Raw genomic sequence first — 12,042 nt, forward strand, 5'->3', positions numbered from 1 at the left:
ATGAGTATTGATCCCGCGTTGGTCGTGATCGCAGCGGCTCCCATCACAACCCACAAAACCGGGGTGATATCCTCAGGATCGAGATCGGAGAAGAAAATGCGATGGGCAAAGAGAGTGATGAAGATGCCATAGAGCGCGAGCCCCACGCCCCAAAGCATGTGGGCAAGCACGAACACGGCCGGACGAAGAGCGCCCATTTCGGACGCGACGGTCACGCCGAGGATGGCAAGGGATTCCGTACCGACGATGGCATTGAGCCAACCGCCATGCACGATGTTCGTGCCGCCCGCACTGTTAAGAAAGATAAGCACCGCGAAGCTGAAATAGACAAGGACAAACCAGAGCGCGAGCGCGAACAGCCACATCGTCACCGCGACCATTGCGAAGCCGCGCAAATGGAGCGCTACTCCGAAAACCCCGGTGCCCGCGACAATGGTGAAAAAGGAAAATACCAGCCGGGGATCGGTGAGATCCCTCCACAAGGCTTGCGAGAACAGCGCAAGGCGCAACAGCGTGAAAAGGATCAGGCAAGGATACGCGAAGAGAATGACCGCGAACAGCAAGTCGGCCCAAGCCCGGTAACCTTCGAGGAAGAAGGCGTTTGAGATAATGCCGCTCGCCATTACCAGCGCGAACGCGCCGGGATGGAGTTCCGCCACTTGGCTATTGGTCCACCCAGCCGCTCGATGCACGGTCAACGATGCGGGCTTTCCAGAAACTTCCATATTCAATAACCACGTTTGCGCGAGGCCAACGGTGCACCTGATAGGATATACCCCCTCCAAGGATAAACCCGGTCCCGCCCGCGAACAGAACCATCGGCGGTGAGAACCTGGACACCATCAGGCGAGGGTCTTGAGAATCTTGCCAACCTAAACTGTCTCATTATATCACCAACCTTCCCCTACGACCTGCGCGAGACCGATATGCCCACGGAAACTGTTGCCGAACACAAACCTTTTCAGGCCGAAGTTGCCGAACTTTTGCACCTGATGGTGCACTCGGTCTATTCGGAAACCGAAATCTTTCTCCGCGAATTGATTTCGAATGCCTCCGACGCCCTCGACAAGCTGCGTTACGAGGCGATCGCCGCGCCCGATCTGACGGCCGACGGCGAGCCGCCCAGGATCCGCATCGTTCCGGACAAGAAAGCCGGGACGCTCGCCGTGATCGACAACGGCATCGGCATGGATCGCCAGGAGCTGATTGATAATCTCGGAACCATTGCGCGGTCTGGCACCAAGTCCTTTCTCTCACGTCTGACCGAAGCCAAGGACGGCGCCGGCTTGATCGGGCAATTCGGCGTTGGCTTTTACGCGGCCTTTATGGTCGCCGATCGCATTGCCGTCACCAGCCGCCGTGCCGGAACCACCGAGGTCTGGACATGGTCGTCCTCGGGCGGCAATGGGTTCGATATCGCTCCGGCCAGCGACGAGGATGCCCGACGCGTCACGCGCGGCACCGAAATCGTTCTGCATCTGAAGTCCGACGCGACAAAATATCTGGAGGCTTACGAGATCGAGCGGATCGTCGGCGCCTATTCCGATAACATCCAGTTTCCGATCGAGCTCAAGCCGGAGCAGGGAGAGCCGCGGCAGATCAACTCGGCAAGCGCATTGTGGCAGCGGCCGAAATCAGAACTGAAGCCGGAAGACTACACCCAGGCCTACCGGTCGATCGCCGGGGCCTTCGATGATCCGGCGATGACGCTGCACTACCGCGCTGAAGGCCGGCAGTCTTATGTGGTCCTGTTGTTCGCGCCGTCCACCAAACCATTCGATCTGTTCGAGCCGATGCGTAAGGGCCGCGTCAAGCTCTACGTGCGCCGCGTTTTCATTGCCGACGACGCCGATCTCTTGCCGGCCTATCTCCGTTTCATTTGCGGCGTGATCGACAGCGAGGACCTGCCGCTCAATCTTTCCCGCGAGATGTTGCAGAACAACCCGCAGCTTGCTCAAATCCGCAAGGCGGTCACCGGTCGCTTGATCAGCGAATTGGAAAATCTGAGTGAGAAGGAGCCGGAAAATTTCGCGAGAATATGGGATGCGTTCGGAGCAGTGATTAAGGAAGGCATCTGGGAAGATTTCGAGCGCCGGGAGAAGCTGCTGGCGCTGTCGCGCTTCACCACCACTTCCGGCGACAAGCGTTCGCTCAAGCAGTACGTCGGAAACCTGAAGCCGAACCAGACCGAAATTTACTACCTGGTTGGCGACAGCCTCGAGCGGTTGAAGTCAAATCCGAAGCTGGAATCGGCGACTGCGCGCGGCGTAGAGGTCCTGCTGCTGACCGATCCGGTCGATGCCTTCTGGACCTCGGCGCCGCTCGACTTCGGCGGCAAGCCGCTGAAGTCGCTGAGCCAGGGCGATATCGATTTCGGGCTTATCCCGCTGCTGGATGACAATGCCAACAAGCAAAGCCCAGCCGCGGACGAGGCCGTGACCATCGCGGTGATCAAGGATGCGCTTGGCGACAAGGTGTCTGACGTCCGCGCATCGCAGCGACTGACCACCAGCGCCTCGTGCCTGGTGGCAGGCGGCGCCGGCCGCGATCGCCAGCTTGAGCGATTGCTGGCCCAGCAAAATCGCGGCGCCGCGACGAAACCGATCCTCGAAATCAATTTGCGCCATCCGCTGGTCGCGGCAATTACCGAGCAGAAGCATGCAGCGCGGGATCTCTCATTGCTGCTGCTGGAGCAGGCGCAGATTCTTGACGGCGAGCTGCCGGAGGATCCGGCGGCGTTCACGAACCGACTCAACGGGCTAGTGCTACGCGCAGTGTCCGGGCAAGCCGGTTAGTATGCAGCGACGAGCTTACTCACATCTCGCTCCTGACCTGGAGGTCAGCCGAGCTCTAGCCGGTAAACCCGCGCTGCTGTTCCGGAAAATAGCGCGGTCTTCTCGGCCTCGCTGTACTGCGCGGCTATTCGCTTGAAGGCGTTGAAGATCACCAGGTAGCTGCATTGGCCCTTGTCCGGAGGAAAATTGCTCTCGAACATGCAGCGCTCGGGACCGAAGGCCTCGATGCAGGTTTCGAAATAGGGGCGCCATGCCGCGGCGGCCTCCTCCGAGGACGGCGGCTTCGGCCGCTCGTGAAAGTCATAACCGAGCAGCCGCATTGCGAGGCCCCCGAGTTTCACTACCACGTTCGGGCATCTTGCGATGTCCCGGATCGCGGCCTTCCAATCGGCGAAAATCTCTTCGCGACGGCCCGCGTAGCTGCCAACCCCGATCGGGCCTCCACAATGATCGAGCACGATCGCGGTATCTGGAAAGGCGCGGGCGAGGTCGGCGAGCTCGCCGATCTGCGGATGAAACAGCCAGGCGTCAAAACTCAGGCTCAGCGGCGCAAGGCAGGCAAAGCCCTCGCGAAAGCCAGGATCAAGCAGGAGCTTCTTCGGCCGCAGCGCGTACATGCCGGCGACCTCTGGGTCCGCATCCCAAGCGGAGGAATGCCGAATGCCGCGAAAGCGACCGTTGCCGGCGACGATTTCCGCTTCAAGTACGGGACGCGCGCTATCGCCGAGCAGCAGATTGACATGACCGACGATGCCGGCGCAGATCGCTGCGGGGCCGTAAGCACCGCTCGCGCTCATGGCCGCGACGCCGTTGGCGAACTCGACCTCGCCGACGGGGCGCAACGATTCCGGGCCACCGGCGCGATACATCGAGCGGGCTTCGACATAGACCGTTGCGATTACGTTATGTCCGGATCCGACGTCGGCCACGATGTCTTCAATCAGATAGCGTTGCCCGCCGCGATCCCACAGATGATGATGGGGGTCGACAATGGGGCGCGCCGGATCGAGGATCTCTTCCTTGCGCAACGCCAGCCAATCTTCGCGCGGATCGGCATAGAGCCCGCTCTTCGCAGCGGGGGCATTGCTGGGCATGGAAGTCGCTCCGTTGGTGACGAGTACCGAATGTATGCAGAAAATAGATCAGACACCGCGGAGCACAATTACGGTCGGCATAGCCGGCAGCGCATCCCGCGAAATCGTCAGCGTGCGCTCGTTTCGCATCTCCGTGGCGAATTGCTGTCCGATCCGACGCATGAATTCCTCCAGCGGAGTCATGAAGCGATGCATCGGCAGCACCACCGAGGCGCGCAGCCGCCGGGTGATTTCGGAAATGCCATCGAGCGACATCGTGTAGGTGCCGTCGATTGGCACCATCACGATGTCGAGCCGGCCGATCGCCGCGAAATGGGTTTCATCAAGCTTGTGATGCAAGTGTCCCAGATGGCCGATGCAAAGGCCGGCGACTTCAAAAATGAAGATCGAGTTGCCGTCCTTGATCATTTCGGCGCTCGGGCCGTCGCCGAAATAGCGCCTGATATCGGTGGTCACGTTTCGGATGAAGACATCTCCGACTCGGAGCGCGATTTTCGCGGGCTCACCGTTGTCGGCCCAGCCGTGCAACACATAGGGAATGCGGGGGTCCGGAAACAGCGTGTAATGCGTGTCATGCGCGCGGTTCATCGTGACCACGTCGGGCAAACGGCCGGCGGTGTAGGCGCCGCTATAGTCAGTCGCGATCCGAATCCCGCCCGGCGTATCGATGTAATAGGTCGAGTGACCGGCATAGGTGATTGCAACTTCGTCGGGCTTTGCGGCGGACTCGCGAACGCTGACGGGAATCGCGCGTGGCCCACTATTCGCCATCGCCAGGCATTCGCTGCTGCGCTGGTTCTCCTGCGCCAGGGCCGGGGCAAACAGCGAAAACAGCAACGCAACGGCCGCGGGGAAGCATCGCAACATCGGTACGCCCGTATCAAAAAAGCGCCGCACTGTACCCTGCAATCCTGGTTCCGTCATCGCGGCACTCCGGCGTTGCGGAGAATTCGTTCTATTGCTGCCGCGGGCTGATCTTCCAGGTGGCGGCAAGGATGGCGAGGGTCATGACGCCGGTCACGATCGCGGCGATCGGCACCGCAAGCGCCAGCGCCGCCGTGGCCGCCCATCCGATCGAGGAGAACGCTTCGGCGAAGGTCGCCAGCCGCGACGAGGTCTGACGCCGGCGAAATTGGCTGCGCCGGGCCTGTACCCGAAACCAGAGTTGGATCGCGGTGGCGGATACGGTTGCAAGTATCACGAACAGCGCAGTGACCGCCGCTTGAACGGAGGAGGCAAACAGCAGCGCGATAGCGAACGGCGCGAAAATGGCGCCGATCGCGATCAGCACCACTTCGATCTTGGCACGGATGATGCGGGATGCCGTCAAGGGCGCGGTTGCCACCAGGTCGGCGGCATCTTCGCCCGAAATCGTCAGCCATGCGAGACCGCCAGCGAGCTGCCCCGCAGCCATCACGATAACTGGCGTGACGACCACGATCGCCATGGCGCTATCGGCGAAGCGTCGCCACAGCATCACCGCTGGAGGCACAAGGTACAACAGCTGCATCAGGCTCTGCGACAAAAGCCATGGATCGCGTCGCAGCAGCACGAATTCCTTGCGGCGCAGCGCTTGTTGCCGCGTACCCGAGCGGAACGCTGTTGTCCTGGAGTGTTGTCGGTCTGGCGCGGCATTGCCGGACGCGCGCCGGGCCGTGTCAGCAAATCGCGTCGACAACATCGCCATGACGCCGCCGAGCAGCACGAGGCCACCGGCGAAAAGGACCGCCAATGCCTGCTTATCGCCGAGCGTCGCACGCGCCGGCCACCAGACCGCGCTCTCAAGCCCTGGGGCAAAGGCTGTGGCGGTCTCCGATGTCAGAACCGCGAATCTCGACAGCGTGCCGTAGGACAGGATCGCGGCGACCTGCAGCGCGATCACAAAGCCGGCGCCAATGATCGCCGCAATGATCTGCGCCGCCAACCGGGTCCGGCGAGGACCGATCATCCGAAACAGCAAAATCGTGACCGCTACAGCGACCGCTGCTGCCGACAGGCCAACCGTGACGATCACGCCATAAGCCGCGAACCACCTGAAGCCGCCGCCGATCACCAGGACATCGATGACCGGTGTCGAGAACAACAACGACATCGCAGTAACCGACAGCGCGATCGCCGCTATCCGAATGGAAAACACATCTGTGAGCCGTGCCGGCGAGGACATGATGAGGTCGAGATCGGCGCGCGCGTAAAAAACCCGTGTCACGGATTCGATTGCCTGCGACAGCATCAAGGTCCAGGCGAGAAAGATGATCGCCGTGATGATGATCAGCGAGGAAATGTCAGGTGGGAGTTGGAGGTTCGCAAACCGGCCGATCACCGCATAGGCCGGCAGATGCATGACCGCGGCAAACACAACCAGTCCAATCAGTGCAGCGCGCTTGCGGCCGCGCCGCCCGGTTGCCATCACCGCGAGCCACTCGCGCCAGGCCAGCCGAAGCTCGTGCCGGGCAAACCACGTAAGCGCCGCAGCCGAATTCATGCGGCCGCCGCGACGTCGACCAGCGCGATGAATAGATCTTCAAGGCTGGTGTCGTGCCGACCGTTCTGCTGGCGCAATTCGGCCAAAGTGCCTTCGGCGACCAGCCGTCCGGCGGCGATCACGCCGATGCGGTCGGCCATTCGCTCGGCGACTTCGAGAATATGTGTGGTCATAATTACCGTGCAGCCGGCGAGGACGCGATCGTTGAGCAATCCTTTGACGTGCCGGGCGGAAACTGCATCGAGCCCGGTAAGCGGCTCGTCAAGGATGATCAGCCGGGGCGCGTGCACCAGCGCGCCGGCCAGCGCAACTTTCTGGCGCATGCCCTTGGAAAAACCCTCGCAGCGTTCGTGCCGATGCGCCTGCAATCCGAGCGAGATGAGCAGTTCGTGCGCGGCCGGTTCGGCAACGCGAGCGTCGATGCCCCAGAGCCCGGCAACGAATTCGAGGTACTCGAGCGGCGTGAGCTTGTCGTAGATCATCGGCTCATCCGAAACCCATGCCATGACCTGCTTTGCCGCGATGGAATCCGCTAGCGCGTCGATGCCGAAGACAGAAACCCTCCCTGCATCAGGCTGCAACAGCCCGGCTACCATTCGCAGCGTCGTGGTTTTGCCGGCTCCGTTCGGACCAACGAGCGCATAGAATTCGCCCGACCCGACCGTGAGATCGAGCGCGTCGACCGCGAGGCGGTCAAAACGCTTTGTTAACCCTCGCAGTTCGAGCGCGGATTCGATGGACTTCATGACAGGGTGCCGTGGTTGATTTGCATCCGATGTTTCGACCATGGACCGCAGATATTTCGCTGCGGTGAATCCGTCGGGGCAAATTCATTTGATAGGTCCGCTCACGGCATGCCATTGCTTACTGGCTAGCGGAGCGAACTCAGTTGGTCGCCAAAACCAAACCAGGCTGCGAAACGGTCAGTGTGAGGGTGGGAGAGCGAACGCCATCCGGAATTTCCGCGAGCAATGGTGGCTCGCGGTACTGCATCAGCCCGTGCTGATCAATGACAAACAAGGGGCGATAGTTTCTTAGATTATCGTCCTCGACCATGGCCATGCGGCGGTTGTCGAGGGCGAGCCAATGTCCATCGAGTCGTGCCGCTGCGACCGCGTGGTCCTCGCCGCGAATGGTGTCGCGAATGATTACGATCCGCAGATCATCTGATGATATTCCGGCCTGATGCAGCGCAACGAACTTGGCGATCGCGTAATCTTCGCAATCGCCGGCGCCGTGGGTGAACGTGACCAGTGGCGATGTCCAGACGTCTGCCTCGCCGTATTGCGCCTGGTCACTCATCGGCCGGATCGCCAGATTGACGGCGCGATTTACTTCGCCGAGACGGGCGCGGCCTTCGCGGCCTCGCGCGCTATCGATAATGGCGAGGAAGCGCAGAGCAGCGGGCGATGCGCAACGCTCCCGATCACCGTCGCAAAGCGCGATTTGTACCCGCTCATCGTCGAGCTTGCGCTCGACGTTGCGCCATTTCTCCCGCAAGCGACCGGCGAAAACTCTCGAAACAGACAAGCCGAATGGCTCTGCCGAGGGCTGCGACAGTTGCGGTGCGCTAGGCGAATCCGCTTGCTCCAACGTGCCGGCTGAAAGATCTGCCGCCAGTCCGTACCAGGCCAACGCGCACGCAAGCCCGATGGCACGCCGCGCCGGCGAGTGACCGAAAAAACCCATGTGACGCCCCGTTGTCCGGACATCGGCAAGGGCTCGTTAGCCACCTCGTGACCGGATCATTTCGTAGGCGAGGATGGGTGGCTGGGCTTTGATTCCGCTTAAAACCGACCGTTCGCGGCCGAAAAGCGCGAAAGACGCTGAAAGACGCGTCGACGTTTTACCGAGAGTTTTAGATAACGGCCGCTTCGAAGCGTTTGCCCGATAGACACCGAAAGCACACGAGCGATTATGGGTGCTCGGTTTCCGGCGACATGCCTAATTTGTGTAGTGTGTTACCCAGATCACAGTTTAAGCCGGCACAATGCTGCAGTATGCTGGCAGAACTCGGCAACAAATGTTCTTCGCTTCCCGCGATACCTGATTCTGTTCCTTATAATAGCCTAGGTCGCGTTTTTATACTTCGAACTATTGTCTAATTCGTACTGACCGCGATGCGAATACCCTACCTCTCACGAATGCGGCTGACAGAGACTTCGAACGGTCCGTGCCGGACGGCGTTGCCGCCTGTTTGCACAAGTAGGAGATGGTTCCCCAACGGTTAGCTTCATGATAAGGCAAGCTTAGACTGACGAAATTATAGAAAAATTAACTTTGTGCGGTGGCGATTTGAACTACGCCGGCCAATTCGACGCGAATCTCTCCTCGGATGCCTTGGGCTTGCATTTGCAAGGGCAAGCCAGAGTCGAGACAGTTACGCATCACGCGACGCACGCGCCTGCGGACGCCATCATCGTTGCCGACGCTCATCTACTTTTCACCGGCGATTTCAAGCGATCCGGCGTCGACCTGATCCTGTCAGGCGACAATCAAGAACTGCTCCTGCAGGATTACTTCAAGACCGACAAGCGGGCGCCACTGTCCTCGCCGGATGGTGCGCACCTGACCGGCGGCATTGTAACGGCGCTGACCGGCCACACTCAATACGCGCAGGCGGGCGGCGCGAGCGCCGGCAAGGTCATCGGTCATGTCAGCAAGCTCGTGGGCACGGCGACCGTAGTCCGGAATGGCGTGTCTATCATCTTGAACAACGGAGACAACGTCGAAAAAGGCGACGTCGTACAGTCCGGCTCCGATTCGACTCTCGGAATTACGTTCATCGATGGCACTGTATTCGGCTTGTCCTCGAACGCGCGAATGGTGCTCAATGAAATGGTGTACGACCCGAACGGGTCGAATAACTCTTCACTGCTCAGCCTGGTTGCGGGTACCATTACATTCGTAGCGGGCGAGACCGCCAAGCACGGTGATATGAAGGTCGATACCCCGGTTGCGACCATGGGCATCCGGGGCACGGCGGTGTTGGTCGAAGTGGATTTCGAGGTGCCCCTCGCGGCGCCGTCGCCGGGCACGCCGCCTTCACCTTCGGCAAAATTCCAGGTTCTGGTCGAGCCGGACGGCACGACGGGTTCGTACATCCTGTTCGACAAGAACACGCTTACGCCGATAGCGACCGTCAACCAGGCCGGACAGCAGATCAATATCAGTCAGGGCCAGGTCACCATCACCAATGCGCCGCTGCCCCCGGATATCCAAAAGCTCATCAACGACGTGTTCTCGCTGAAATTCACGAGCAACGACTCCAACCCAAAAACCAACACTGGCCAGAACGATACCATCACCCCTCAATCGGGGACGCCGACTAAACTGGCGGGGGGTGGGGATGTCGTTATCCCGACGTTCTCGGTCCTGAAGAACGACAAAGGGGCTTCGTTCGATTCGACGACGACTTCCGACATCTTCATACCGCTCAAAGCGGGGCCGACCGCTGTCGCTACCGGCGGCGCTTCGGTCGAGCTTCCCGGGGCGTTGCATAGTCTCGCTGTCGACATGGCATCCGGCGTCATCAATTTTGTGGATACCAACGTCAATGACCGTCCGACGGTCTCAGCGGCGTTCAGCACGTTCAGCTATCAGAACGCTCAGCACATCGATATCACCTCAACCTTGACATCGCAGCAGCTTGCGGCGATTGCGGCACTGGAGCTACCCCTCACGGTGGTGCCGGCGCCTGGCAATACCAACAATGGTTCGGCCAGTTGGACCTATAGCGTCGCTGACGGCGCTTTCGATTTCATGTCGGGCGGCGAAGTACTAACGCTGATCTACACGGCGACCGTTAACGACGGCCACGGTGGGACGGTTAGCATTCCAATCACCGTCACCATCACCGGCACCAATGACGCGCCTCTCATCACCGCACAAAATCTGACCGGTGCAGTAACCGAGCAAGTCACTCCAGCCGGTGACCTTTCGAGCAGCGGCGCGATTAGCTTCAGCGACGTCGACCTTTCAGACGTGCATCTGGTTTCGGCTGCCCCAATCGGAACAACCTTGGGCACGCTGACGGTAATCAAGGACAGCGACACGAATGGCATCGGGACCGGGGGCCATTTCACCTGGACCTACACGGTTGCGGATTCCGCCGTGGCTTATCTCGCTGCCGGCGAGACCAAGGTCGAGAGCTTCACCGTTACGCTCGACGACCAGCACGGCGGCATTATTACTGAACAGGTCGACGTCACCGTCACCGGCACCAATCAAGCGCCGGTCGCTGTGGCAGACCTCAATGCGGTGAAGGAAGACACTGGGCCGAACCCGATCAGCGGCAACGTTTTAAGCAACGACACCGATGTTGACGCCAGCGACGTTCATCGCGTGAGCGCGGTGAATGGCAGCAGCGGCAGTGTGGGCGAGGATGTGGTCGGCACCTACGGGACGCTGCACCTGAATGTCGACGGCAGCTACACCTATACGCTGCATGATGCGCAGGCCAACGTGCAGGCGCTGGCGGACGGCCAGACCGTTACCGATGTTTTCAGCTACACCAATTCAGACAACCACGGTGGCGACAGTTCGGCCACCCTCACCATCACAATCACCGGCACCAATGATGCCCCGGGAGCGGTGGCAGACTTCAATGCGGTGAAGGAAGACACCGCCCCCAACACGGTCAGCGGCAATGTTCTGACCAACGATACCGACGTCAACGCCACCGACACCCATAGCGTGACCGCGGTGAACGGGGACAGCGGCAAGGTCGGTGTCGATGTGGTCGGCACCTACGGCACGCTGCACCTGAATTCCGATGGCAGCTACGCCTATACGCTGAACAATGCTCAGTTAAACGTACAGGCGTTGGCGGAAGGCGAGAGCGTCGCCGATGTTTTCAGCTATACCAATTCGGACAACCACGGCGGCGCCAGTTCAGCGACCCTGACGATTACGGTCACCGGCACCAATGATGCCGCGGTGATCGGCGGCACCGACACCCGCAATCTGACCGAGACCGATGCGGTGCTGACGACCGGCGGAACGCTGACGATCAGTGATGTCGATAGTGCGGCGAGCTTCAATGCGCAAAGCAATATCGAGGGCTCGGGCGGCTTCGGCAAGTTCTCGATCAACGCCGCTGGCGTGTGGAGCTATACCACCGACACCGCGCATAACGAGTTCGTCGCCGGCGTAACCTACACCGATACCTTGACGGTTTCGTCTGCCGACGGCACCACCCATCTGCTGACCGTCAACATTCTCGGCACTGATGATACCGCGGCAATCGGCGGCACCGACACCCGCAATCTGACCGAGAGCGATGCGGTGCTGACGACCGGCGGAACGCTGACAGTCAGTGATGTCGACAGCGCGGCCAGCTTCACGGCACAGAGCAACGTCGAGGGCTCGGGCGGGTTCGGCAAGTTCTCGATCAACGCCGCCGGGGTCTGGAGCTATACCACCGACACCGCGCATAACGAGTTCGTTGCCGGCGTAACCTACACCGACACGCTGACGGTGACCTCAGTCGATGGCACCGCCCATCTGCTGACGGTCAATATTCTCGGCACCAATGATGCTGCAGTGATCGGCGGCACCGACACCCGCAATCTGACCGAGACCGATGCGGTGCTGACGACCGGCGGAACGCTGACGATCAGTGATGTCGATAGTGCGGCGAGCTTCAATGCGCAAAGCAATATCGAGGGCT

General features: G+C 60.5%; 7 protein-coding genes and 1 pseudogene. 2 read left to right on the plus strand and 6 right to left on the minus strand.

Features of this window, described 5'->3' with window-relative positions:
- A pseudogene (locus VJV58_RS03275) lies at positions 1-692 on the minus strand (tellurite resistance/C4-dicarboxylate transporter family protein); the annotation flags it as partial.
- 234 nt (positions 693-926) lie between these two features.
- Here VJV58_RS03275 and htpG point away from each other — a divergent pair.
- On the plus strand, positions 927-2,795 hold the full coding sequence (gene htpG / locus VJV58_RS03280) for a molecular chaperone HtpG (protein WP_324135912.1): 1,869 nt from the start codon (positions 927-929) through the stop codon (positions 2,793-2,795).
- Positions 2,796-2,839: 44 nt separating this feature from the next.
- On the opposite strand, the gene VJV58_RS03285 is transcribed toward htpG, so the two are convergent.
- From VJV58_RS03285 to VJV58_RS03305, 5 genes are all read right to left on the minus strand, one after another.
- Positions 2,840-3,889, minus strand: a complete 1,050-nt coding sequence (locus VJV58_RS03285; protein ID WP_324135913.1) for an amidohydrolase family protein — start codon at positions 3,887-3,889, stop codon at positions 2,840-2,842.
- A gap of 48 nt (positions 3,890-3,937) precedes the next feature.
- Entirely contained in the window at positions 3,938-4,756 is an 819-nt protein-coding gene (locus VJV58_RS03290) for an MBL fold metallo-hydrolase (RefSeq protein WP_324135919.1), read from the minus strand.
- An 88-nt stretch (positions 4,757-4,844) separates the two neighbouring features.
- On the minus strand, positions 4,845-6,371 hold the full coding sequence (locus VJV58_RS03295; RefSeq protein WP_324135914.1) for a permease: 1,527 nt from the start codon (positions 6,369-6,371) through the stop codon (positions 4,845-4,847).
- Positions 6,368-7,159, minus strand: coding sequence for an ABC transporter ATP-binding protein (locus VJV58_RS03300; protein ID WP_414641388.1), 792 nt, complete (start codon positions 7,157-7,159; stop codon positions 6,368-6,370). Before VJV58_RS03300 ends, VJV58_RS03295 begins: the two co-directional genes overlap by 4 nt.
- A gap of 97 nt (positions 7,160-7,256) precedes the next feature.
- On the minus strand, positions 7,257-8,060 hold the full coding sequence (locus VJV58_RS03305; protein WP_324135916.1) for a transglutaminase-like cysteine peptidase: 804 nt from the start codon (positions 8,058-8,060) through the stop codon (positions 7,257-7,259).
- A gap of 657 nt (positions 8,061-8,717) precedes the next feature.
- Here VJV58_RS03305 and VJV58_RS03310 point away from each other — a divergent pair.
- Positions 8,718-12,042 (plus strand): VCBS domain-containing protein (locus tag VJV58_RS03310; protein WP_324135917.1); only part of this gene is annotated, 3,325 nt, incomplete at its 3' end.

The organism is Bradyrhizobium sp., from assembly GCF_035273305.1.
In the GTDB taxonomy this organism is placed as follows: Bacteria; Pseudomonadota; Alphaproteobacteria; order Rhizobiales; family Xanthobacteraceae; genus Bradyrhizobium.

Excerpts from the sequence above, each read along its gene's own strand:
- htpG (WP_324135912.1), top strand. The coding sequence starts at position 927 with ATGCCCACGGAAACTGTTGCCGAACACAAACCTTTTCAGGCCGAAGTT.
- VJV58_RS03285 (WP_324135913.1), bottom strand. The coding sequence starts at position 3,889 with ATGCCCAGCAATGCCCCCGCTGCGAAGAGCGGGCTCTATGCCGATCCG.
- VJV58_RS03290 (WP_324135919.1), bottom strand. The coding sequence starts at position 4,756 with ATGTTGCGATGCTTCCCCGCGGCCGTTGCGTTGCTGTTTTCGCTGTTT.
- VJV58_RS03295 (WP_324135914.1), bottom strand. The coding sequence starts at position 6,371 with ATGAATTCGGCTGCGGCGCTTACGTGGTTTGCCCGGCACGAGCTTCGG.
- VJV58_RS03300 (WP_414641388.1), bottom strand. The coding sequence starts at position 7,159 with ATGGTCGAAACATCGGATGCAAATCAACCACGGCACCCTGTCATGAAG.
- VJV58_RS03305 (WP_324135916.1), bottom strand. The coding sequence starts at position 8,060 with ATGGGTTTTTTCGGTCACTCGCCGGCGCGGCGTGCCATCGGGCTTGCG.